This is a genomic window from Actinophytocola sp., from assembly GCF_050699935.1.
Lineage (GTDB): Bacteria > Actinomycetota > Actinomycetes > Mycobacteriales > Pseudonocardiaceae > Actinophytocola.
The window spans coordinates 1-23,453 of record NZ_JBOHGB010000110.1 but is presented as its reverse complement, the minus strand read 5'-3'; the positions used below and the strand labels follow the sequence as shown (position 1 = coordinate 23,453).

Below are 23,453 nucleotides of genomic sequence, written 5' to 3'. Positions count from 1 at the left end.
GAGCCGGGCCACCGGCGGGGCGGCCCGCCGGGCCGCCCCGCCCACGTCGGCGGCCGGGCCCACGAGTTTGAGGTTGATGTCCGCGAGGGCCCGCTCGAGGACCGCCCGGTCCACGGAGTGCGGTACGCGCATGGCGTCCACGCGGTACGCCGTCGCCGACGCGGCCGCGTCCCGGCCGGCCACCGGCAGGTCCAGCACCCGCGCGCCGTGCCGGGTGAGCAGCCCCCCGGGGATCTCCGGCACCCGTTCGCCAAGGCCGTCGTCGCGCGGGTCGCGGTCTATGTAGAAGTGCATGAGATCTCCCCCTTGTCCGGCATGGCTTGTCAATTCCAGTGCCGAGTGGACAGCCGGAAATACAGTCCAAGCGTCACAAAACGATAACGACCGGATCGTGGACCACCGGCGGCCGCCTACCGACTCGCGGGTTCAGGGTCAGCGGGACGGAGGCTGAGCCGACCGCGGCCGAGGTCCACATCGACCGTCGCCCCGGCACCTGTGGGCACCGTGAACTCCGGGTCACTCAACGTGAGCACCAGGCGCAGCACCCCGTCCGGCCGGCAGCACGGTGTCGTAGGCGGGCGGCCGCCAGGTCACCGTGTACCCGTCGCTCACGCGTGGAACCAGTACTGCGGCTTGGGGTCGATGTTGTGCCAGACATGCTTCGTCTCGCGGTACTCGTCGAGCCCGGACGGGCCGAGCTCGCGGCCGATGCCGGACCGGCCGTAGCCGCCCCACTCGGCCTGCGGCACGTACGGGTGGAAGTCGTTGATCCACACCGTGCCGTGCCGCAGGCGGCCGGCGACCCGCTGTGCCCGGCCGGCGTCGCTCGTCCACACGGCACCCGCGAGGCCGTAGGTCGTGTCATTGGCGATGCGCACCGCGTCGTCCTCGTCACCGAACCGTTCGACGGTCAGCACCGGGCCGAACGACTCCTCGTGCACCACCGTCATCTGTTGGGTGCACTCGTCCAGAACCGTTGGCAGGTAGTAGAAACCGGCCGCGAGGTCCGGATCGGACGGTGGTTTCCCGCCACAGCGCAGCACCGCGCCCTCCGCCACCCCGGTGTCCACATAGGCCGCGACCTTGTCCCGGTGCGCCGCGGAGATCAGTGGTCCGGTCTCGGCGTCCACATCGAACGGTCCGCCCAGCCGGATCCGCGACGCGCGGCGCACGATCTCGTCGACCACCGCGTCGTGCGCGTCGTCCTGCACCACCAGCCGGGCGCCGGCCGAGCACACCTGGCCGGAGTGCAGGAAGACCGCGGTCAGTGCGAAGTCGACGGCGGTGGGCAGGTCCGCGTCGGCGAACACCACGTTGGGGTTCTTCCCGCCCAGCTCCAGTGCGACCTTCTTCACCGTGGCGGCCGCGGCGGCCATGATTCGCCGGCCCGTGGCGAGCCCGCCGGTGAACGACACCAGGTCGACGGCCTCGTGCTCGGCGAGCGGCGCGCCCGCGGCCGGACCCGCGCCCAGCACGAGGTTCGCCACGCCGGCCGGCAGCCCGGCCTCCTCGAGCACGCGCATCAGCAGGATCGCCGTGGATGGGGTCAGCTCGCTCGGCTTGAGCACGATCGCGTTGCCGGCCGCGAGCGCGGGCGCGACCTTCCAGGACGCCTGCAGCAGCGGGTAGTTCCACGGCGTGATCAGCCCGCACACGCCGACCGGCTCGCGCACCACGCGGCTGATCGCGTCGGCGCGCCCGGTGTCCACCACGCGGCCCGCGTCGGTACCCGCGATGCCGCCGTAGTAACGGAAGCAGGCCACGACGTCGGCGACGTCGTACTCGCTCTCCACCAGCCGCTTGCCGGTGTCGAGCGACTCCGCACGGGCGAAGTCCTTGGCGTCGCGCTCGAGCAGGTCGGCCACCCGCGACAGCAGCGCGCCGCGCTCCCGCGCCGTGGTCGCCGGCCAGTCGCCCGCGTCGAACGCTTGGCGTGCCGCGAGAATCGCAGCCTCGGCGTCCGCGGCCGTGGCCTCCGAAACCGTCGCGACGTGGCTGCCGTCCGCCGGGCAGCGGATCTCCCGGCGGCCCCCCTCCACCGCCTCCCGCCACGCTCCCCCGATGTACAGCTCCGCCATTGGCACTGTCCTCACGAGCGTTGGTATCGGTAGAACTCGACCGCCGCCGGAGGCAACGGGCTGTTGCCGAGGACGAGGTCGGCCGCCTTCTCCGCCAACATCATCACGGGTGCGTAAATGTTTCCGTTGGTCACATAGGGCATCGCGGACGCGTCCACCACCCGCAACCCGCGCAGCCCGTGGACACCCATCGAAGTCGGGTCGACGACGGCCCGGTCGCCGGTGCCCATCGCGGCCGTGCACGAGGGGTGCAGCGCGGTCTCGGCCTCCCGCCCGACCCAGTCGAGGATCTGCTCGTCGGTGGTCACCCCTGGCCCGGGCGAGAGCTCGCCGCCGTTGTAGGGCGCCATCGCGGGCTGGTTCAGCAGGTCGCGCGCGACACGGACGGCCTCGACCCACTCACGGCGGTCCTGGTCGGTGGACAGGTAGTTGAACCGCAGCGCCGGGTGCCGGCGCGGGTCCGTGCTGGTGATCTTGACCGAGCCGCGTGCGTCGGAGTACATCGGCCCGACGTGCACCTGGTAGCCGTGCCCGCCCGCGGGCGCCGAGCCGTCGTAACGGACCGCGACCGGCAGGAAGTGGAACATGAGGTTCGGGTATGTCACGTCTTTGTTGCTACGCGTGAACCCGCCGCCCTCGAAGTGGTTGGTGGCGCCCGGCCCGCGGCGACCGAACAGCCACTGCGCGCCGATCCACGGCCGGTAGCGCCACTTCAGGTATGGCTGCATGGACACGGGCCGGGTGCAGGCGTGCTGCACGTAGACCTCGAGGTGGTCCTGCAGGTTCTCGCCCACCCCGGGCAGGTCGGCCACCACCTCGATGCCGAAGGACCGCAGCTCGGCGGCGTTGCCCACGCCGGACAGCTGCAGCAGCTGCGGCGAGTTGATCGCCCCGCCGCAGAGGATGACCTCGCCCGCCTCGACCGTCTTGTCGGTGCCGCGCCGGAACTCGACGCCGGTCGCCCGGTCGCCGTCGAACCGCACCTTCGTGACCAGCGCCCGGGTGACCACGTCGAGGTTGGCCCGGCGCATGGCCGGCCGCAGGTACGCTCTGGAAGCAGACCAACGCCGTCCTCTGTGGACATTGCGGTCGAACGGGCCGAAGCCCTCCTGGCGGTAGCCGTTGACGTCGTCGGTGAGCTGGTAGCCGGCCTGCTGGACGGCCTCGAAGAAGGCGGTGAACAGCGGGTTCGTGGCCGGCCCGCGCTCGAGCACGAGCGGGCCGTCGTGGCCGCGGAACTCGTCATCCGGCGCGGCCGCGGTGCAGTTCTCCATCTTCTCGAAGTATGGCAGGCAGTGTGCGTAGTCCCATGTGGACATACCGGGGTCGGCGGCCCAGCGCGCGTAGTCCAGCGGGTTGCCGCGCTGGAAGATCATGCCGTTGATGCTGCTGGATCCGCCGAGCACCCTGCCGCGGGCGTGGTGGACGCGGCGGTCGTGCAGGTGCGGCTCGGGCTCGGATTCGTATCTCCAGTCGTAGAACCGGCTTCCGATGGGGAACGTGAGCGCGGCGGGCATGTGGATGAAGACGTCCCACGGGTAGTCGGGCCGGCCCGCCTCGAGCACGAGCACGCGGTTGGCCGGGTCCGCGGACAGCCGGTTCGCGAGCACGCTGCCGGCCGACCCACCCCCGACGATGACGAAGTCGTACCGCCCGGAGATCACCCGCGCATGCTACTGCCCCGCGAGTCCAACATTCCGACCCCGCGAGTCAAACACTCAGAACCCGCGAGTCCAACACTCGGACACCGCGAGTCCAACACTCGGACATCGCGAATCCCCCACTCCCGCACGCCGAGTTCCCCGTTGGCGACCGGCGGGTGCGGGTTCCCAGCGGGGAACTCGCGGTCCGGAACGGGGGACTCGCGACCCGGAACGTTGGACTCGGGGGTTCGGAACGTTGGACTCGCGGATCCGGAACGTTGGACTCGCGGGGTTAGGGTTCGTCGAAGTTGCGGGTGGCCAGGGCCTCGGCCTTGCGGAGGGCCTCGGCGGCCTGGGGGCCGGTCGCGGAGAGGGTCAGCTCGTCGCCCTTGCGGGCGCCCAGGGCCATCAGCGCGAGCACGCTGCGGCCGGGCGCGCTGGACGCGCCGAACCGGACCGTGACCTCGGCGTCCACTTCGGACAGCGAGCGGGCGAGTAGGGCCGCCGGGCGGGCGTGCAGGCCGATCTCGTTGGTGAGCCGGATCCGCGTTTCCTCGACGGCCGCCACCTCCGTCTCGGTGGGCCCACCTCCCGGCTCCACGTCGGGCACACCAGCCGGCCCGGCGGCAGTCGGTTCGGTTGGACGTGCGGCGGCGGCGCGGGCGGCGGCGGCTACCTCGGCGAGGGGCGAGCCACTCTGCGCGGCGACCGCGGCGGCCACCGTGCCCTCGACGAGCGGGGCGTCGACGAGCACCGCGCCGTCGGGAACGGCACTGTCGGGAACGGCACTGTCGGGAACGGCACTGTCGGGAACGGCACTGTCGGGAACGGCACTGTCGGGAACGGCGCGGGACTCCAGGGCCAGTTCGGCCACCATGCGTGCGCTGCCGAGGTCGTAGAGCAGCACGACACCCGCGCCACCGTCGGCCCGCTCGATCGCGGCGTCCACGGCGTCGAAGTCCGTGCCGATGCCGCCCTCGGCCGTGCCACCCGCCGCCACGACCGTCACGTCCGGCGCCATCTGCGCCGCCACCTCGACGACGCCCTCGGCGAGCTTCGCGCTGTGCGAGACGACGACCAGCCCGACCCTGCTCATGGTTCGCTGGGCACGCCGGTTCCGGAAACACCCTGTGTCATTGGTTCGCTCGCAAGCTCGCCCTGTGACATTGGTTCGCTCGCAAGCTCGCTCACGAGCCGGCCGCCGAGTCGGCGAGCGAGCGCAGCAGCAGCGCCGTCGACCGCGCCCCCGGGTCGAGGTGGCCGGCACTGCGCTCACCCAGGTACGACGCCCGGCCCTTGCGCGCGACCAGCGGCACCGTGGACTCCGCACCGGTCGCCGCCGCGTCCGCCGCGGCCGACAGGAGCGCGGCCACCGACCCCTGCTCCTTCTCGGCCGCCCGAACCGCCGGGTCGAGCGCGTCGACCATGGTCTTGTCGCCCAGCTCGGCCTTGCCGCGGGCCACGACGCCACCGAGCGCGGCCCGCAGCGCCTCCGTCACCTCGGCGACGGCCAGCTCGGCCGCGGACCCGAGCGCGGTCGCGGCGCGCAGGAACGCCGTGCCGTACAACGGTCCCGCGGCACCGCCGACCTTGGAGATGAGCGTGGTGGCCACGATCTTGAGCACCGCGGCCGGGGTGTCCGGAGTGGACTCGTCCAACTTGGACAGCACGGCCTTGAAGCCGCGGTCCAGGTTCTCGCCGTGGTCGCCGTCCCCGATGGCCCGGTCTAGCTGGATCAGCTCCACCCGGTGCTCCTCGACGACCGCGGCGATCGCGCGGACGGCCTTGGCCACATCGTCGGCGGTGCAGCCCACGTCAGCTCCCCCACCGCAGCGCCGGCGTGCGCACGGGTGCGTCCCACAGCTCACGCAGCTCGTCGTCGAGCTTGAGCAGGGTCAGGCTCATCCCCTGCATCTCCAGGCTGGTGACGAACGGGCCGACGAGCCGGCGCTCCACGGTGATGCCACGGTCGGCGAGCATCCTCTCGGCGATGCCGTGCGCGAGGTAGAGCTCGATCAGCGGCGTGCCGCCCATCGAGTTGGTGAACAGCAGGACCCGGTCGCCCGAGGCGAACGGCAGGTCCTCGACGATCGGCTCCAGCAGGCGGCGCACGATCCCGTCGGCGTTCTCCACCGGCATGCGGGCACGGCCCGGCTCGCCGTGGATGCCGATGCCGACCTCCATCTCGTCGTCGCCGAGGTCGAAGCTGGGGTCGCCGACGTGCGGCACGATCGGGGCGGCCAGCGCCATGCCCATCGAGCGCACGTTGGCGACGACACGCTGGGCGATGCCGTGCACCTTGCCGAGGTCGTCCCCGCGCGCGGCGGCCGCGCCGACGATCTTCTCGAGCGCCACGGTGCCCCCGACGCCGCGTCGGCCGGCGGTGTAGAGCGAGTCCTTCACGGCGACGTCGTCGTCGATGACGATCGTGGCGACCTCGATGTCCTCGGCCTGCGCGAGCTCGGCGGCGGTCTCGAAGTTCAGCACGTCGCCGGTGTAGTTCTTGACGATCAGCAGCACGCCCGCGCCGCCGTTGGTCCGCTCGATGGCGATCTGCATCTGGTCGGGGGTCGGCGAGGTGAACACCGCGCCCGGGCAGGCGGCGTCGAGCATGCCGGGACCGACGAAGCCGCCGTGCATGGGCTCATGGCCGGAGCCACCACCGGAGACGACGGCGACCTTGCCCCGCACGGGCGCGTCCGCACGGACGACCACCGCCGGGTCGGGCACCACCGTGATCAGGTCGGAGTGGGCCAGTTCCAGCCCTCGCAACGATTCGGCCACGACGGTCGACGGGTCGTTGATGATCTTCTTCATTGATACCACCGCTCTGAGCTGCAACGTCGCTGTTGTCCTGGCGCCAGGCCGCCCTCAGGCCGTGCCAGGGCAGGATGTCACGGCCCGGGCCACGTCCGCCAGCGTCCGGGCCCAGCGGACCTACTCTCGGGTCGTCTCGTCCCATCGCGCCAGTTTGGACACCTCCACGTATCGCGGCCCCCGGCCGCCGGCCAGGTCGACACAGGCGACGCCCTCGCGCAACCAGTCGGGTGAAGGAGCGACCACTCCGTGTTCGCCGCGGTGCGGGCCGTCGACGATCTCCACCTGGTCACCGACCCGCACGACGGGCTCGAACGCGCCGATGCTTGGCGGTCCGTCGACCCGGTCGTCGGGTGGCGTGCCGGGCGAGGGCAGCCGAAGCTCCGTGATCGCACGCCTCAGCCGCGCGAACTCCTCGGCCTGCTGACGCTGAATCGCCACCAACCTGTTGTTGGCTCTCAGGGCCAGCATCAGCGCGACAAACACCAGGACACATGCGGCAATCGGCGCGAAGATCGCTATGGCCACCAGCATCGCGCCAGCCTAACCGGCAAACTACTCGTGCCAGGGCGGCGTCCAGCCGGCCCGCTCACACACGGCGTCCAGGTCCGGGTCGGTCAGGCTCGACCGGTCTTTCAGGTCAGCCAGCCGCGGGCCGAGGATCTGCAGCCGGTCGACCGAGCTCGACGGGTCGCCCATGTCCTTGCGGACCTCGAGCAGGAAGTCGGCGTAGAGCCGGAACTGGACGTCCCCCGGCGGCTGCGCCGGCAGCGCCTGCATGAACCGGGAGTACGCGCGCACCGCGCCGTCGGAGCCGTACACGTTCACCCACGTGTCGAAGTGCCGCTTGTGCGCCAACTCATCGACGGTCGGCGGGTCGTCGCTGGTGAACATGCGCTCCAGCATGTCGACGAGCGGCACATACATCTCGCGCTTGTGCTCGGAGACCTGGCCGACCCGCTGCAGGCGGGCCTCGAACCGGCGCGAGGCCATGGCGAACCTTCCCGCGACCACCGCGGCGGCGACGGACGCGACGGCGGCGATCACCGCGACGACGATGGCGGACATGACCTTGATCCAAGCATCCGCGACAATGCCGAGGTGGCGGAAAACGCGAACGGGCGGGCGCTGCGGGCTGTGTTCCTCGGCCGTCACGGCAACTGGCCGGGGCCGGAGCCGGTCCGGGTCGAAACGGCCTACGAGGCAAGGACGTTCCCCTCGAACGACATCCTCTGGCAGTCGGTGCTCGGCTGGTTCGCCAACGGTGGCGGACCGTGTGCGGTCGCCCCGCTCGGAATGGACGACGATCCGCTGTACGCGCTCGACACGACCCTGCGGATACTCGAGCGGCACGACTTCGACCTGGTGTGCTTCCCCGGGCTGGTCGACCACGCGCGGACGCCGGAGGGCCTCGTCGACCTGGAGGACTTCGGCGCGGCCCAGCGCATGATCGTCGAGGCCTGCATCGCGACCGGCGACCGGCTGGCCGTGCTCGACCCGCCGCCGGGGCTGCGGCCGCAGGAGATGCGGGACTGGCGGGTGGACGTGCTCGGCGCCGACACGCCGCACGCGGTCCTCTACTACCCGTGGGTACGGGCCGTCGCCGGGCGCGACCTCACCTGGGTGCCGCCGTGCGGGCACGTCGCCGGCGCGTGGGCGCGGTCGACGTTGCGCGGCGGGCTGCTGGGCGCGCTCGGCAACCTCGAGCTGACCGACGTGGTCGACGTGGCGACCAACGTGACGACGGTCGAGCAGGAGATGCTCACCCGGCTCAACGTCAACCTGTTGCGCGCCATGCCGTCCTGGGGCGTGCGGACGTGGGGCTCGCGCACGCTGTCGGTGAGCCCGTGGCTGTTCCAGATCCCGACCGCACGGCTGCTCGCGGCGCTCAAGCCGGTCGTCTTCGAGCGGATCGGCATGGTCCGCGGCGCCTCCGACGTGGAGCTCGTCGGCCAGATCGACTCGGCGATCCGAGGCGTCTCCGGGCTCGCCGACGACGCGTTCGTGGTGCGCTCGCTGAGCGCCTCGGGCGAGGCGATGCGGATCGAGATCGAACTGAACGCGCGGGTGACGCACGGCTACCCGCTGACCATCGTCATTGAGCTGCCGGTGGGGACGTGGACGGTTCTCGAAACCGAACACTCACTGGACATCCCGCCAGCAGATCCCCTCGGATGAGCCGCTCCAGCACCGTGCGGTCCTCCGCGGACCAGGCCTCGACGAGCGTGCCGTGCACGTCGACCTCGATCCGCCGGGACATCTCGGCCGGCGGGGTCCAGGCGAGCACCGCGAACCCGGGGTCGACGATCTCCACAGAGGACACGTCGGCTCCGCCGAGCACCTCGACGAGCCGGCGGATCCCGCGTGCGGTGCCGCGGTGGGTCAGCAGCTCGCCCGCCGAACGCAGCAGCCGGCGCTTGGCCTCGGGCGAGGGCCAGCCCGGCGGCACCTCCCAGCCCAGCCACGCGCACAGCCAGTCGACCATCGCGTCGGGCGCCAGCGCCGGATGCGCGAGGACGTCGAGGTCCTCGACCGGCGTGGCCACCCCGTCCAGCAGCTCGTCGAACACCGCGACGAGCCGCATCAGCAGGTCGTCGTCCCACATCGCCCGCGGCACGAGCGCGGCGATCCGCTCCGTCCGCGTGCTCATCGAGCCCGGACCACCGGCGGGGCGGGCCAGCACAGGCCGTTCGGCTTCAGGTCGATCCGGTCGGTCCGCTCCCCCGTCTGGTCGGTGACCGGGTCCCACGCGTACAGCCGCACCTCGTCGACGAGCTCGACGCCCGGCACGTCCAGCAGCACGCCGAAGAGCTCACCCGCGACGACCGGCCGGCCGAACGTCCAGCCCTGCCCGTCCCGACCGCCGCGCACCGGGTGCAGGTAGTCACGCAGCGCCGCCGCGGCCCGGGCGTACACCTCCTCGGCCGGCTCGTCCGCCGACCGCGTCACCTCGGCGACCACCCGCACGCCCTGGTAGTCCGGCGGCTCGACGACCAGCCGCACGCCGACCGCGCGCCGCTCGTCGAGGAAGTCGACGACCTCGTCGAACACCGGGTCGCCGGGCAGGATCGAGGCGAAGCTCTCCGCGTCGGGTGGGCCCTCGGCGTGCGGCACCACCACGACCCGGGCCACCCCGGGCTCGGCAAGGCAGCGGACCCGGGCCACCCGCGGGCTCGCGAGCCGGGCCAGCCGCTCGAAGTCGTCCGCGGACACCGCGCGCCAGCCCGACCGCAGCAGCGCGGGCGCGCGCGAGCGGGCTTCCTCGACCGGCTCGGCGGCCATGCCGCCGGTCGCGGGCCAGCGGTTGTGCACCCGCGCCACGTGCTGGATCGCCTCCCGCAGCACGACGATCGTGCCGGCCGCGACGTTGCCGCCCACCCCGCCGCCGGCCAGGTAGTCGATGGTGATCTCCGCGTCCTCGGCCGGGATCGCGCCGTGCGTGCCGTCGCCGAACAGCACCTCGCCGGTGTCGCAGTCGAGCTCGTAATGGCGGTCGTCGGCGTTCGAGTCGACCAGCGAGGTCACGGCCGTCCACTCCGTACCGCCCACGCGAATCCGGTGTAGCTCCGGCAGCATGGGCGCGCGCCTGGTGCGCAGCCGCTGGCGCGGCCGGCCGGTCCCGATCCCGAGGGCCTCGCCCGGCACCGCGCTGGCGTGCTGGACGTCGACGCTGACCCCGGCGCCGAGGGCGTCGTGCACGTGCACGGTGATCTCGGTGTCCTTCTTCACCGGCGTGTCCAGCACGGGCCGGACGCGGAGCTTGTGCCGGTCGGAGTCGGCGACCCAGTCCGGCCCGGTGTCCACGAGCACGGCCGGCCGGTCCGCGGGCACGCTCTCGGCCTCGACGTCGATCCAGCCGCCGGGTCCGGAGCACTGCCACTCCAGCTGGGCGCCGGCCGGCTCGGTGCCCAGCAGGACGTCCAGCTCGACCCGTACGAGCGAGTTCGGCCCGCCCTCGCCCAGAACCAGCTCGACCCAGCTGCCCTCGGTCTGCCGGGCCGGCACGGTCGACCTGGCCCGCCCGCTCTCGGTCTCGTCGGCCGCGTTGACCGAGTCGACCACCCAGCGCAGCGATATCGGCCGCGCGGTCGCCTGTTCGACGGTCAGGAACTCGACCGGCCCGCCCTCGCCGGCCACCGTGGACACCGGTGTGCCGGCCGGGATCCGCACGGTCTGGCCGGGCGCGTCGAGCATGAAGTCCACCCGTGCCTCGGCGACCGTGGCCGTCCGCCGGTTGACGCCGACCATGTTCAGGAACTCCGAGTACAGCCGGTCCGGCACCTGGTTGAGCCGGTAGAGCAACTGGTCGACGAGGTAGGCGAACACCTCGATCAACGCGATGCCGGGGTCGCCCGGCTCGGTGCTCGTCCACTCCGGGCAGTACCGGTCGCGCAGCCGCAGTGCGGCCTCGACCAAGTCGGCGTATCGCCGGTCGTCCAGTGACGGAACGGGCAGCCGCCCGTCGGTGCCGGCCATGTCCCCGACCGCACCGTTCCCCGATCCCCCGGCACTGTTCACCGTGTCCATTTCACCGCGTCCATTCGAACCTTCCCTCGAACCGGCCGTGCTCGCCGGTGGCCTTGAGCCGGTAGTCGATGCACACCCGCGCCCAGCCGAGCTGCCGGGCGTCCCACTGCTGGTCCAGATCCTCGAAGTCCACGTCCAGGACCTCGATCCGGGACTCGTACTCGGTGACGAGCTCGCGGATGCGGTCGGGCAGCTCCTTGAGCGTCCACTCGAGCCGGACACCGAAGCCGGGCCGCATCACCCGCTCGCCCGCGACCGTGCCGAGCAGCACGTCGAGCGCCGACTCCACCGCCTGCGCGCCGGAGAGCACGCAGAGCCGGCCGCGCAGGTCCACGCGCAGCGGGAAGGCCCAGCCACGGCTCGCTGGTCCGGCCAGGTCGGCCACGTTGTCGGCCGGGCTGTCGGTCGGGTTGTTCGCCATGGTCACCGCCCCCGCGCCCGGATCGAGACGACCATCCCGGGCTCGAGAGCGGTGACGTCCAGCCCCGGGTTCTCGTCGGCGATGAGCCGCCAGTGCGTCGGCTCGCCCAGGTACCGCGCGGCGAGCAGGTCGATCCGGTCGCCGCGGCGGACCTGGTGGACCACGAGCCGATCGGCGGGCGCGGCGGCCGCCGCGGCCAGCCGCAGGGACCTGACGAGGTCCTCGCGCCCGTCGGCGTAGCTCCCGGTGAGGTCCGCGCCCGGGACGGCCCGCAGCAGCGGGGGCAGCTCGACCCGCTCCAGCAGGGCCGGCACGATCGCCACCCTGCCGTCGAGCTGGAGCAGCTCGGCGACCCGCAGCTCGTGGCGGACCGCCCGCGAGCGGAGCGCCTGCTCGGTCACGAGCACCGTGACGTGCGTGCAGGCATGCATCCCCGCCTCGACGGCCTGCGGCCAGGTGCACCCCGGATCGGCGTCTCTGGGGGCGACCCAGGTGGGGATTCCCTGTCTCTCGAGATCCTCGGACAGGCGGCGCGCGAACGAACCTTCGCTCTCGGTGCGGTGGCTCAGGAACACCCGCACTGCGGCTCCTTCCGGTGACCGGTCACGTCAAGAGGAGATCATGGCGTGTCGGACCCCACAGAAGCGAGTGGTCAATCGTGCGTTCTCCGTAATCAGTCCACCTCAGCAGGGGCGTCCGGTACGCAACACGCCTGTTCAGCGCCTCTTGATCAGGCGTGGAGCCGCACTAACCAGCCGTCGTGCCTGTTTACGCACGCGAAGGCTTGGAAGGACGCCTTCCGGACGTTGAGCGTCCGGAAGGCGTCCTTCCTGGCAGGTCAGGTCGTGCCGCGTGACCCGGCCGCCGTGGATCGTCACCGTCGCGTGCGGCGTGCCGTCGCGGTGCCAGACGGTGTAGTCACCGGCCGGCACGCTCGGGAACACCGCGGTGTAGGCGACCCGGCCGTTGCCCCGGCGCGCGTGCACCACGTTGTGACTGCGCGGGGTCGACGCGTCCGCACCGGGGCTGATCTCGATCTCCTGCTCGGCGAGCTCCGGGCCGGCGACGATGACCAGCGCGCCGACGTCGCCGCCGATGTCGAGTACCAAGGTGTCCGGTTTCGTGTTCGCTGTGGAGTTCACTGTGGAGTTCACTGTGGAGCCTCCGCTCGGGCCGGTGGGTTGTTGAAGCCGTCGTGCGGCGTGCCGAGGTACGGGAACCGGCGCAGGTACGGGATGTCCAGGTCGTCCGGCGTCACGCCCTCGTCCACCTGGGCCGCGGCCGGGTCCGCCGTGTAGGTCCCGTCCACCAGCGGGTAGGTCGCGCCCGCGATGGCTCGCAGCTCGATAGCGACCACGTCGTCGAACACCCGGCGGCCGTTCGGGAAGCCGGCGAGGTCACCGCCGAGCAGACCGAAGATGCTGGGATCGGGCGAGGGCGGGATGGCCGTGTTGAGCCGCATCAGGTCGGCCTGGGTCTCGCCGGTGAAGTTCTGGAAACCCTCGATCAGACCGGCCGGGATGCCGGTGAGCAGGATGGCCAGCAGGTCCGCGCGCGGCTTGCCCGACTTGTTGAGCACGTCCAGGTTTGCGAACACACCGGGGAACAGGACCGGAAGCAGCTGCGCGACCTCCGGCTTCGCCACGAACTTCGCGAAGCGGCTGTCCCCGTCCGGCGACTGGGTGTTCCAGAAGTCCTTGCGCCCCATGGGCACGATGACCTCGTTGAACAGCGGCATGGCCAACCGCGACACCTGCCGGAACGGGCCGGTGCTCCACGTGTTGTGCAGCTCGGTGTCGAGCATCCGCACGCGCTGGCGGCTCGCCGTGGTCCACACGCCGATGGTGGCGCGCGGGTCGTCGACGTCCTTGCCGCGCCAGCCGTCGCGGGTGAGGTCGGTGATCGGGACCTGCAGCGCGATCGTGTGCACGTTCAGGTTCTTCGTGGCGTTGACCCCGTTGCCGGACTGCGGGAACTTGGCCAGCCCGAAGTGCTCGTGCGCGTCGGCGAACGGTCGCGGGTCGAGCAGGTCGAAGATCGCGCCGAGGTCCACGTAGAAGCCCTCGGCCCGCTGACCGGCGAAGACCCGGCGCTTGCCGCCGAGGTTGCGCACGGCGGCGGTGGCGAGCGCCTCGTAGTTCGGTGTGGACAGTGGGCCGATGTTGCACGGCGGGCAGGGCAGCCCGTCGCCGAGCACCTGCTCGTGGCCACGCCGGTCCCGGCGGATCACCGTGTAGAACTGCCGGCGGTTCCAGTTGGGAGAGTCGATCCCCAGGATCGGGCCGGTGTTGTAGAGGAACGTGTCCGGGTTGCGGACCTGGGTGGTGAACCGGAACTCGTAGGTGACGTCGGCCTTTCCGTCGCCGTCGTTGTCGACGTGGATCGCGTAGCGCACGTCATCGCCGAACTCGTAGAAGTTCGGGCCGCCCGCCGGCGACTGCAACGGCACGTAGTTCGCGATCAGGGTCACGGTTTCCGGCTTGTCCGGGCTGACGAACGCGTACACGTCGGTGGAGTCGGCGACCGGGTCCTTCGAGATCTCGGGTGCTTCGCGGTGTGAGGACATCTCGTCACTTCCCTTCGGTCCGGCGGACTTCGCCGGACAGTCGCGAGGCGAACGCTGGATCGGTGAGCTCGATGCGCTCGGTGCCGACGAAGATGTCGAACCGGCCGGACGCGGCGTCGCGCAGGTGGACCATGACCGGCTTCTCGGGGCCCGCCACCGGCTCGCCGGACTCCGCTCCGGACAGCTGGGCGGCGACGAGCGGGACACCGGCCCCGACCGCCACCCCCGCGGCCGCGATGCCGGCCCCGGTCAGGATCACCTTGCGCCGGGTCGGCCCGGTCCGCACGGGTTGTTGCTGCTGGTGCGTCATGCGTGGAACTCCTAGCTGAACTGGGCGCACATCGCCCTCCAGCACCACATTCGGCACCCCCGTGGCGGCGGATTGGCGGGAATGCGAAACGGGTGCCGCACGCCGATCGCGGCGTGCGGCACCGTTTCCCCGACGGTTCTCAGCCGACGGGTTCGAGCACCTTCGGCTCGGCCGGGGGCGGCGCGACGTGCTCGCGGCGGCGCAGGAACCGCGGCGTCCACCAGTTCGCCGAGCCCAGCACCGTCATCAGCGCGGGCAACAGGACCGCCCGGATCAGCGTGGCGTCGATCAGGATCGCCGTCGCCAACCCGACCCCCAGCTGCTTCATGTCGATCGTGCTCAGGGTGGCGAAGACCGAGAACACGCCGATCATGACCGCGGCCGCGCTCGTCACCACGCCGGCCGACCGCGTGATGCCGGCGGCCACCGCGTCCCGGGTGGACATCCCGGCCAGCGCGGCCTCGCGGATGCGGCTCACGACGAACACGTGGTAGTCCATCGAGAGGCCGAACAACGTGACGAACAGGATCACCGGCAGCCAGGCCGTGATGCCGCCGCTGGAGGTGAAGCCGAGCAGGCCCTCGGCCCAGGTATTCTGGAACACCAGGACCAGCACGCCGTACGCGGCACCGGCGGAGAGCAGGTTCAGCCCGATCGCGGAGAGCGCGATGACCGGTGCGCGGAACGCCCACAGCATCACGAGGAACGTCAGCAGCAGCACGAACCCGATCACCCACGGCAACGCGCCGTTCATGTCGTCGACGAAGTCGTTCTCGCCGGCCGTCATGCCGCTCACCGCGAACTCCGCGCCGGGGACCGTGCCGATCGTCTGCGGCAGCAGCGTGGTGCGCAGCTGGGCGAGCGACTGGTCGGCCCGCGCGCTGCCGCCGTCGTAGGGGATGCCCGCGGAGATCAGGACGATCCGGCCGCCCGCCGCCGTGGTGACCTCTGGCGGCTGGTCGTGGGCGAACCCGCGGTCGGCCTCGATCCGGCCGAGCAGCTCGTCCACGGCGGACTCGGCCGCGGCCGTCTCGTCGGCCGGCACCCGGATCGCGATCTCGTGCGACGCACCGGTGCTCGGGAACGCCTCGGTCAGCCGGTCGTAGGTCTGCATGATCGGGATGCTGCGTGGCAGGTCCGCCTCGGACGGCGCGTTGAGCGTCATGCCGAACGCCGGAATCGCGAGCACGGCCAGCAGGCCGCCGGAGACGACCAGCGTGGTCCTCGGCTTGCGAAGGCCGGGCCGCAGCACCGCCGGCCAGAAGCGCGGCTCCTTGTCGGTACGCATGGACAGGCGCCACAGCAACGGGATCCGCGGCCGGTCGACCCAGCGGCCGAGCTTGGCGAGCAGCGCGGGCAGGACCGTGATCGAGCCGATCATCGCGGCCAGCACCACCAGGATCGTGCCGACGGCGATCGAGGAGAACACGATGTCGTTGACCACGAACATGCCGGCCATCGCGACGGTCACGGCGATGCCGGAGACGACGATCGCGTGCCCGGAGGTCGCGGCGGCGATCTCGACGGCGTCCACGTGCCCCGCGCCCTTGGCCCGTTCCTCGCGTTCTCGGCGGACGTAGAACAGCGAGTAGTCGACGCCGACCGCCATGCCGATCAGCAGGATCATGCTGGCGGTGTTCTGGGTGGCCGGGATCAGGTGCGACACGAGTGCCGAGAGCCCCAGCGCCGTGCCGACGGCCGACATCGCGAGCAGCACCGGCACCCCGGCGGCGATGAGCGCGCCGAACACCAGCAGCATGATCAGGAGCGTGACCGGGATGCTGATCAGCTCGGCCTGCTGGAAGTCCTCGCCCAGGGTCTCGGAGAGCGCCTTGTCGAGGGAGGCGCCGCCGACCTGTTCGACGCGCAGGTCCGGGTAGTCCCGCTGCACGTCGGCGGTCGTGTCGAGCAGCGGCTGGATCCGCTCGTCGGCGCTGTCCGACTCCCCCGCCAGCTCGACGTTGAGCAGGACCGCGGTGCCCTTCGGCGACGGGACCGGGTCGCTGACCTGCTCGACGCCGGGCAGGGCGTCCATCCGCGCCCGCACGTCGGCGGCGGCCGCCATGGCCTCGTCCGTGTCGAGGTCCCCCTGCCCGGCGGTGATGAGGACGTTCTCGGTCGCCGGCCGCTCGAACCCGGCCTCGTCGACGATGCTCTTGTAGGTGGCGAGCTCGCCCTTCGGGTTGTCATCGAAGTCGGCCTGCTCGGTCCCCGCGACCTGGCCGGCGCCGACGCAGATCGCCACGAACAGCAGCCACGCGACGATCGCCCGCCACGGATGCTCGGCGCTCCATCTCGCGATGCGCACGGTTAACATCGGCTTGCCCATCTGGATCCCCTCTGGTCTGTGTGGACGTTCGGACCAAGCCTGGGTCACCGTGCGCGCGCGGGGATCCGGACGTTCCCCGTACTTCCCTCAGGGATCCCCCCTACCCGACGCAGGGTCCGAGACGACCCGTAACCACCCCACCGCACCCCGTACCCGCGAGTCCTGGGCGTCGGGCTGGTCAGTCGGCCGCGACCTCCTCGTTGGTACGGCCCGACTTCACCGACCGCGGCAGCGTCTCGGGATCCCAGCCGCGGACGGCGTGCTCGTCGTTCTTGTGGACCAGCAGCCAGTTCCTCGGATCGCGGCGGATCGGATCGCTGCGGATCAGCGCGAAGCGGCCGGCCACCTTCTCCCCCATCAAGTCGAAGTGCAGCTCGCCGTCGGCCACGGCGCGCACGGGGTCGGCGGTCTTCGCGGGCGCCCACATGCCCCAGTCCCACACGATCGCGTCACCGCGGCCGTACCCGCTCTCGATCACGCCCTCGAAGTCGTAGTGACCGAGCTCGTGGTCGTCGACGTGCACGGCGAGCACGCGCACGGCGGGGTCAAGCGTCGGGCCCTTCGGCACCGCCCAGCTCACCAGCACGCCGCCCATCTCCAGCCGCAGGTCGTAGTGCAGCCGGCGCGCGCGGTGCCGGTGCACGACGAACCTGCTCACGACGTGGTCGCCCGGTGCCGATGGTTCGCTCGCAAGCTCGCTCACGTCCCATGCGTACCCGCCTTCGCCGACTCCGGCATCGCCGGCTCCGGCGTCACACGGCGCGCCCGGCGGTTACCGGCCACCACTCGCGCCACGATCCGGGGCGACATGATCGTCGGCGGCCGCATCAGGAACGCGCTCACCCGCAGGAAGCGCTCGGCCACGACCGGGTCGTGCTCGGCCGCGACCAGCAGCCGGGAGACGTAGGAGCTCACCAGCCGCACGGGCAGCGGGCGTGGACCGTCGACCTGTGGCAGGGCCAGGTCCGCGCCGACGGCAAGCCGCCACGCCACCCCGACCGGCTTCGCGGCCGCGCGGAAGAACCGCCGCGCCAGGTCGCGGTCGCCGCGGCGCAGGCATTTCCGCAGCTCCAGCGCCTCCAGCGCGGCCACCGACATGCCCTGGCCATAGATCGGGTTGACGCCGCACATCGCGTCGCCGAACACCAGCAGGCGCTCGGCGCGGCGCATCCGGTCGTAGCGCAGCCGGCGGTTCGCGCGGAAGCGGAACGTCGACACGTCGTCGAGCGGCTCGGCCTCGCGCAGCGCCGCCACCAGGTGCGGCGGTGCGAACCCGGCGACGACGTCCACCATCGACTCGTAGTCCGGCGCCGGGTTGTGGCCGCCGTACCCGGACACGGTGAACATCCACGTGTCGTCCTCGTAGGCGAACAGGCCCATCCCGGCCGGCCGCTCGGGGCTCGCGCCGATCACGACCAGCACCTCGGGCACCGCACCCGGTGGCAGCCGGACCAGCCGGCTCACGTACCGGACGTCCACCACGACCTCGTCCTGCGCCGGCCTCTCGTAGCCGAGGGCGGCGAGCCACGCGGGCGTCCGTGAGCCGCGCCCGGTCGCGTCGACCACCAGATCGGCGGCGAGAACCTCCTCCGCCCGCCCGCCGTGGTCGACCACGCGCGCGCCGGTGACCCGCCCGCGCGACTCGTCGGTGACCAGGCCAACGGCCTCACAGCCGTCCCGGAACTCCACATTGGACAGCCCGCGGACGCGGGCCCGCACGCCGGTCTCGAGTAACGGCCGGCTCGGCTGGTAGACCGGCTCCAGCACGAGGTCCGGCGAGAGCCGGTGGGTGCCGTCCGGCAGGAAGTGCATCCTGCGGTAGTCCGCGAGCTTCGTCCCGCCGGCCCCGACGAGCTCGTCCAGCAGCCCGGGGAACAGCTCGCCCACCACCCCGCAACCGCTCGGCAGCAGCGCGTGCAGGTGCCGGCCCTGCGGTACGCCTCGCCGCTGCGTCACCCGCGCCGGTAGCTGGTCCCGCTCGACCACGGTGACCCGGTCGTAGCCGTCCGCGAGCACCCGCCGCGAGCAGACCCGCCATGCTCGGGCCGAGCACCACCGCGTGCCCGCGCCGGCCGGTCATCTCCCCGCCTCCTGTCCGGCCACGGCCCACGCCCCGACGAGCACCGGGGGCTTGAACGTCACCCCGTGCCGTGCGCCGTCGCGGGCGACGCGGTCCTCGAGCGTGTCGATGTCGACCTCGCCGGCCGTCGCGACGCCGGTCCGCTCGATGACGGGCAGCAGCGTGCGGACGGTCTCCGCGGCGAGCTTGGGCCCGGCCGGGTCGCCGGGTTCGTGATAGGCCTGCAGGCCGATCACGGTGTGCTCGTCGAAACTGGCGTCGCGCAGGATCGGGCCCAGCCGGGCGCCGAGGCTCGCGTCGAGACCGGACCGGTCGAAGGCCTCGGTGATCCAGCCGATGACCCGGGTGCAGAGCTCCGTCCGCGGCAACGTGCCGGCCGCGTGCATCTCGTACTCCATCATGACGACGATCCCGCCCGGCCGCACGAACCGGACGAGCCGGCGCAGGATCGCGGCCGGATCGGGGGTGTAGAGCAGGATCAACCGGCCGACGACCGCGTCGAACTCGTCCTCGATCCGGACCGTGTGCAGGTCGTCGTGGATGAACGAGACGTTGGTCAGGCCGCGCTGCTCGGCACGTACGGCGGCGAACCGCAACGCCCGCACCGACTGGTCGACCCCGACGACCGAACCCGTCGGCCCGACCAGCGCGGCGACCTCGAAGGCGACGTCGCCCGCCCCGGTGCCGAGGTCGAGCACGCGCATCCCCGGCGCGACGCCTGCCAGGCCGAGGATCGTCCTGGTGGCCGGCGCGAGGATCCGGGCCTGGTGCTCGAGCCGCGCCAGCTCCTGCTCGTCGTGCCCCAGCAGGTATGTGCTGCTACTCGTCGTCATGTCCGCTCCCATCACGCGCACCGGCTGTCGGCGCGTCATGGCGGAGAGCATCGGTGCTGGTCAGCGCCGATGCTTGGCGGGATGATGACGATGCCGTGGAGATGACCTGACGATTCCGTGGAGACGCCGGCGCGAAACGCCGGCTGCGGCAGGGACGACAACCGACCAAGCTTCGCGGCTCACCCATCGACGACTCGGAGCGGAAGAGGTGTACCGGTTCGCAGACTGTCAGCTGGACCCGCGCCAGTTCGAGCTCCGGCGCGGGGGCGACGTCGTGCACGTCGAACCGCAGGTCTTCACGCTGTTGGCACACCTGATCGAGCACCGGGACCGCGTGGTCGCCAAGACCGAGCTGCTGGACGCGGTATGGGCCAGCCGGTTCGTCAGTGAGTCGGCGCTGACCAGCCGGGTCAAGATGCTGCGGCGAGCCGTGGGCGACGACGGGAACCAGCAGCGGGTCATCGCGACCGTGCGCGGCGTCGGGTACCGGTTCGTCGCCGAGGTCGAGCTGGTCATGCCGGTCGACCTGGTCGAGCCGGTCACCGCGCGACCGCCGCAGCAGATCCGCTACCGCGTCTCACCGGACGGGGTGCGGGTGGCCTACGCGGTCTCCGGCTCCGGCCCGCCGCTGGTGAAGGTGGCCAACTGGTTCACGCACCTCGACCTGGAGTGGTCGAGCCCGATCTGGGCCCACTGGATCGACGCGCTGGGCCGGCGCCACCGGCTGATCCGCTACGACGAGCGCGGCTGCGGGCTGTCCGACTGGGACGTTCCCGACTTCGGCTTCGACGCGTGGGTCAACGACCTCGAGCTGGTCGTGGACGCGGCGGGCCTCGACCGGTTCCCGCTGCTCGGTGTGTCGCAGGGCGGGGCGGTCGCGATCGCGTACGCGGTGCGCCACCCGGAGCGGGTGTCCCACCTCGTGCTCGCGGGCGCGTACTGCCGCGGCCGGCTCGCGCGGGCCAGCACGGCGGAGGAGTGCGAGGAAGCCGCGCTGGACCTGCAGTTGGGCCGGATCGGCTGGCGGCACGACGACCCGACGTTCCGCCAGGTGTTCGCGAGCCAGTTCCTGCCCGACGAAGACCGCGCGCTGTGGGACGCGTTCAACCACCTGCAGCGGGCCACCACGTCGCCCGAGAACGTGGTGCGGTTCCTGGACGTGTTCGCGCACATCGACGTGTCCGCGCTGGCGCCGCACGTGCGGTGCCCCACGCTGATCGTGCACTCCCGCGGTGACCTGCGGGTACCGCGGACGCAAGCACAGGAGCTGGCCGCGCTGATCCCGGACAGCGAGCTGCTGTTCCTGCCCAGCCGCAACCACATCCTCACCGCGGACGAGCCGGCCTGGCCGCGGTTCCTCGACGAGACAGGACGATTCCTGAGACTCGGTGTAACGACCTAGGCGTGCGTCACGATTGGCCGTGTGTCCCCGCAGTGCTGACGGACCCCCGACCTGGCAGCACTGCGGGGATCCCTTCATCCGCGATCCCCCGCCGGCCGGACACCCAGCGCGAGGATGGCGGCGTCGTCCTGCAAGCCGTCACCGAACGCGGTCAGCACGTCGGAGACCGCGGCGACGAGCGCGGGGGCGGTGGCGGGCGCGTGGGCGGTGGCGAAGGTCAGCAGGCCGTCCACGCCGTAGCGGTCCGCGCCGGTGCGGGCTTCGACGAGGCCGTCGGTGTACAGCATGATCGTGTCGCCCCGAGCGAGGTGGACCGTGGCGGTGCCGAACCGCGGCTTCGGCAGCAGGCCGACCGGCTGGCCGCCCCGGGTCGGCACGTACGCGGCCGTGCGGTCGGCACGCAGCACGACCGCCGGCGGGTGCCCGCCCCCGGCCAGGACGAGCGTGCAGCCGTCCGCGGCCGGGGTGAGCAGGCCGAACAGCACCGTGCAGTGTCGGGTGCGCTCCTGGTGCAGCACCGAGTCGACATTGGCCAGCACCGCCACCGGGTCCGGGTCGTAGACCGCCGCGGAGCGCAGCGCGTAGCGGGTCAGCGAGGTCACGACCGCGGCCTCGGCGCCCTTGCCGCACACGTCGCCCAGGAACAGCGCCCAACGGCCGTCGGCGAGCGGGAACACGTCGTAGAAGTCACCGCCGATCTCGTCGCGCGACGCGTGCCGGTAGTGGGCGGCGATGTCGAGGCCGGCCACCTCGGGCAGCACGGGCGGCAGCAGCGAGCGCTGCAACGTGACGGCGAGCCGCTCGACGTGCGCGCGCTCGCGGTCGGCCTCCTGGCGTGCGCGCAACAGCTCCCGCTCGTACTCGCGCCGGTCGCCCGCGTCGACCACGACGGTGCGGATCGACAGCGGCGTGCCGGCGTCGTCGGTCCGGACGGTCGAGGAGACCAGTGCCGGCACTCGCGTGCCGTCCTTGGCCACCAGCTCGAGCCCGATCCCGCCGATCTCGTGCCGCGTGCGCAGCAGCGGGGCGTACTGGGTCTCGTGGTAGATGCGGCCGCCCACGGTGAGCAGGTCGCCGAAGCGGCGCCGGCCGACGAGGTCCGTGCGCGCGTAGCCCAACCAGCCGAGCAGCGTGGCGTTCACGGCGAGGATCCACCCGTCCGGATCGGTGCACACATACCCGCAGGGCGCGTGTTCGAACAGGTCCTCGATGTCGGTCACGGCTCGGCCGCCACGAACGCGGCGCTCCCCTCGGCCCACGCAGTCATCCTGCCACCGTGACGAACATGTGGCTCGACGACACGTCCCGCCGCCGCGGGGTGGTGGGCCGCCACCTTGCCGGCGAGCCGCGTGTTCGTCACGGTGGAGCGGTTCCCAGCGACGTGTCCCGCGGAGGTGGTCCGTGCCCGCCGAACCGACCGCGCTCCGCGCACCCGCACACGTCGGCGTCCCGGTCGCCGGCGGTGAGCTGACGGTCGCCGTGTGGGGCGAGCTCTCGTCGGGGTCGCCCGTGCTGGCGATCCACGGGCTCACCGCGTCGAGCCGGGCCTGGATCGAGGTGGCCACGCGGCTGCCCGGTCCGGTCATCGCCCCGGACCTGCGCGGGCGCGGCGGCAGCGGCGAGATCCCCGGCCCGTTCGGCATGGCGGCGCATGCGGCCGACTGCGTCGCGGTGCTGGACGCGCTCGATGTCGAGCGGGCGGTGGTGGCGGGGCACTCGATGGGTGGCTTCGTGGCGTCCGTGCTGGCCCACCGGCACCCGGCGCGGGTGGCGCGGCTCGTGCTCGTGGACGGTGGCGCGCCGCTGCCCCCGCCGCGGGGCGGCCCGGAGACCGCGCTCGGCCCGGCCGCCCGCCGGCTCGACATGCGGTTCCCGTCCCGCGAGGCGTACCGCGACTTCTGGCGCGCGCACCCGTCCTTCGCGGAGTGGACGCCGGCCGCCGAGGCCTATGTGGACTATGACCTGACCGGGACGGGGTCGGCGCTGCGCAGCCGGGTGTCGGCGGAGGCCATGCGCACCGACTACGTCGACCTGCACAGCGGTTCACCCGCGCGGGACGCGTTCGCCGCGTTGCCGGCCGGGGTCCCGTTCGTGCGAGCCGAGCGCGGCATGCTGAACGAGCCGGAGCCGCTCTACCCCGACCCCGACGCACTGTCCGGTTTGGACGTCACGACCGTGCCGGGCACGAACCACTACTCGATCCTCTTCGGCGACGCGGGTGTGACGGCCGTGGCCGCCCTGCTGACCTGACCGGCTCGACGTCTCGACGAGGAGTCTCAATGATCAAGTCAAGCCGGGTGCGTGACCGGCAGAACGGGGGTGAAGCGCTGGTTGTCACGCAGCTGTGCCCTCAGCATGTCGACTCGGCGGCGGGCGAGGGCGATGACGGCTTGGACGTGTTTGAGTCCTTGTCCGCGTTTGTTGAGGTAGAAGCCGCGGTTGGGGCC

Annotated in this window: 23 protein-coding genes; 3 read left to right on the top strand and 20 right to left on the bottom strand. The window is 72.1% G+C overall.

What is annotated here, in order from left to right:
• The 8 genes from ACRDTB_RS27515 to ACRDTB_RS27480 form a co-directional block, all read right to left on the bottom strand.
• Positions 1 to 294: hypothetical protein (locus ACRDTB_RS27515; RefSeq protein ID WP_431434930.1), on the bottom strand; the 294-nt coding region annotated here is incomplete at its 3' end.
• 314 nt (positions 295 to 608) lie between these two features.
• Complete coding sequence (locus ACRDTB_RS27510; protein ID WP_431434929.1) at positions 609 to 2,078, bottom strand: aldehyde dehydrogenase family protein; 1,470 nt, start codon at positions 2,076 to 2,078, stop codon at positions 609 to 611.
• A gap of 11 nt (positions 2,079 to 2,089) precedes the next feature.
• Complete coding sequence (gene betA, locus ACRDTB_RS27505; protein ID WP_431434932.1) at positions 2,090 to 3,739, bottom strand: choline dehydrogenase; 1,650 nt, start codon at positions 3,737 to 3,739, stop codon at positions 2,090 to 2,092.
• Positions 3,740 to 4,013: 274 nt separating this feature from the next.
• The gene (locus ACRDTB_RS27500) at positions 4,014 to 4,817 is read right to left on the bottom strand and encodes an HPr family phosphocarrier protein (RefSeq protein ID WP_431434927.1); all 804 of its coding nucleotides are present in this window, start codon (positions 4,815 to 4,817) and stop codon (positions 4,014 to 4,016) included.
• A gap of 91 nt (positions 4,818 to 4,908) precedes the next feature.
• Positions 4,909 to 5,535: a dihydroxyacetone kinase subunit DhaL gene (gene dhaL, locus ACRDTB_RS27495; protein ID WP_431434925.1), complete on the bottom strand. Its 627-nt coding sequence runs from the start codon at positions 5,533 to 5,535 to the stop codon at positions 4,909 to 4,911.
• A gap of 1 nt (position 5,536) precedes the next feature.
• On the bottom strand, positions 5,537 to 6,538 hold the full coding sequence (dhaK, locus tag ACRDTB_RS27490; protein WP_431434924.1) for a dihydroxyacetone kinase subunit DhaK: 1,002 nt from the start codon (positions 6,536 to 6,538) through the stop codon (positions 5,537 to 5,539).
• A 120-nt stretch (positions 6,539 to 6,658) separates the two neighbouring features.
• On the bottom strand, positions 6,659 to 7,072 hold the full coding sequence (locus ACRDTB_RS27485; RefSeq protein WP_431434922.1) for a KOW motif-containing protein: 414 nt from the start codon (positions 7,070 to 7,072) through the stop codon (positions 6,659 to 6,661).
• A gap of 21 nt (positions 7,073 to 7,093) precedes the next feature.
• The gene (locus ACRDTB_RS27480) at positions 7,094 to 7,606 is read right to left on the bottom strand and encodes a hypothetical protein (protein WP_431434920.1); all 513 of its coding nucleotides are present in this window, start codon (positions 7,604 to 7,606) and stop codon (positions 7,094 to 7,096) included.
• A 33-nt stretch (positions 7,607 to 7,639) separates the two neighbouring features.
• Between ACRDTB_RS27480 and ACRDTB_RS27475 the strand changes: the two genes are divergently transcribed.
• A complete protein-coding gene (locus tag ACRDTB_RS27475) occupies positions 7,640 to 8,716 on the top strand; it encodes a phage tail sheath subtilisin-like domain-containing protein (RefSeq protein ID WP_431434918.1) in 1,077 nt (358 codons plus the stop codon).
• Here the strand turns inward: ACRDTB_RS27475 and ACRDTB_RS27470 are convergent.
• The 11 genes from ACRDTB_RS27470 to ACRDTB_RS27420 all read right to left on the bottom strand — a co-directional run bounded on the left by ACRDTB_RS27470 (position 8,634) and on the right by ACRDTB_RS27420 (position 19,604).
• On the bottom strand, positions 8,634 to 9,188 hold the full coding sequence (locus ACRDTB_RS27470; protein WP_431434916.1) for a phage tail protein: 555 nt from the start codon (positions 9,186 to 9,188) through the stop codon (positions 8,634 to 8,636). The genes ACRDTB_RS27475 and ACRDTB_RS27470 overlap by 83 nt on opposite strands.
• Positions 9,185 to 11,014 (bottom strand): putative baseplate assembly protein, encoded by a 1,830-nt coding sequence (locus ACRDTB_RS27465; RefSeq protein WP_431434915.1) that lies wholly within the window; start codon positions 11,012 to 11,014, stop codon positions 9,185 to 9,187. The genes ACRDTB_RS27470 and ACRDTB_RS27465 overlap by 4 nt, the downstream gene beginning before the upstream one ends.
• A 52-nt stretch (positions 11,015 to 11,066) precedes the next feature.
• Positions 11,067 to 11,486 carry a GPW/gp25 family protein gene (locus tag ACRDTB_RS27460; protein WP_431434913.1) on the bottom strand — a complete coding sequence of 140 codons (420 nt, stop codon included), beginning with the start codon at positions 11,484 to 11,486 and terminating at the stop codon, positions 11,067 to 11,069.
• Between the two features lie 2 nt (positions 11,487 to 11,488).
• Positions 11,489 to 12,067: a TIR domain-containing protein gene (locus tag ACRDTB_RS27455; RefSeq protein WP_431434911.1), complete on the bottom strand. Its 579-nt coding sequence runs from the start codon at positions 12,065 to 12,067 to the stop codon at positions 11,489 to 11,491.
• Positions 12,068 to 12,202: 135 nt separating this feature from the next.
• Positions 12,203 to 12,640, bottom strand: a complete 438-nt coding sequence (locus ACRDTB_RS27450; protein WP_431434910.1) for a hypothetical protein — start codon at positions 12,638 to 12,640, stop codon at positions 12,203 to 12,205.
• Positions 12,637 to 14,052 carry a DUF4331 domain-containing protein gene (locus tag ACRDTB_RS27445; RefSeq protein ID WP_431434909.1) on the bottom strand — a complete coding sequence of 472 codons (1,416 nt, stop codon included), beginning with the start codon at positions 14,050 to 14,052 and terminating at the stop codon, positions 12,637 to 12,639. The genes ACRDTB_RS27450 and ACRDTB_RS27445 overlap by 4 nt, the downstream gene beginning before the upstream one ends.
• Positions 14,053 to 14,056: 4 nt before the next feature.
• Complete coding sequence (locus ACRDTB_RS27440; protein ID WP_431434907.1) at positions 14,057 to 14,362, bottom strand: hypothetical protein; 306 nt, start codon at positions 14,360 to 14,362, stop codon at positions 14,057 to 14,059.
• Between the two features lie 139 nt (positions 14,363 to 14,501).
• Positions 14,502 to 16,691 (bottom strand): MMPL family transporter, encoded by a 2,190-nt coding sequence (locus tag ACRDTB_RS27435; RefSeq protein WP_431434905.1) that lies wholly within the window; start codon positions 16,689 to 16,691, stop codon positions 14,502 to 14,504.
• 178 nt (positions 16,692 to 16,869) lie between these two features.
• A complete protein-coding gene (locus tag ACRDTB_RS27430; protein WP_431434903.1) occupies positions 16,870 to 17,394 on the bottom strand; it encodes a DNA polymerase ligase N-terminal domain-containing protein in 525 nt (174 codons plus the stop codon).
• A complete protein-coding gene (locus tag ACRDTB_RS27425) occupies positions 17,391 to 18,707 on the bottom strand; it encodes an NAD(P)/FAD-dependent oxidoreductase (RefSeq protein ID WP_431434901.1) in 1,317 nt (438 codons plus the stop codon). The genes ACRDTB_RS27430 and ACRDTB_RS27425 overlap by 4 nt, the downstream gene beginning before the upstream one ends.
• A 60-nt stretch (positions 18,708 to 18,767) precedes the next feature.
• Positions 18,768 to 19,604: a class I SAM-dependent methyltransferase gene (locus tag ACRDTB_RS27420; RefSeq protein WP_431434899.1), complete on the bottom strand. Its 837-nt coding sequence runs from the start codon at positions 19,602 to 19,604 to the stop codon at positions 18,768 to 18,770.
• 208 nt (positions 19,605 to 19,812) lie between these two features.
• On the opposite strand from ACRDTB_RS27420, the gene ACRDTB_RS27415 reads away from it, so the two are divergent.
• Positions 19,813 to 21,006 (top strand): alpha/beta fold hydrolase, encoded by a 1,194-nt coding sequence (locus ACRDTB_RS27415; RefSeq protein WP_431434897.1) that lies wholly within the window; start codon positions 19,813 to 19,815, stop codon positions 21,004 to 21,006.
• A 74-nt stretch (positions 21,007 to 21,080) separates the two neighbouring features.
• Here ACRDTB_RS27415 and ACRDTB_RS27410 read toward each other — a convergent pair whose 3' ends face one another.
• A complete protein-coding gene (locus ACRDTB_RS27410; protein ID WP_431434895.1) occupies positions 21,081 to 22,226 on the bottom strand; it encodes a PP2C family protein-serine/threonine phosphatase in 1,146 nt (381 codons plus the stop codon).
• 181 nt (positions 22,227 to 22,407) lie between these two features.
• Between ACRDTB_RS27410 and ACRDTB_RS27405 the strand changes: the two genes are divergently transcribed.
• Positions 22,408 to 23,256, top strand: a complete 849-nt coding sequence (locus ACRDTB_RS27405) for an alpha/beta fold hydrolase (RefSeq protein ID WP_431434893.1) — start codon at positions 22,408 to 22,410, stop codon at positions 23,254 to 23,256.
• The last annotated feature ends 197 nt before the right edge of the window (positions 23,257 to 23,453 follow it).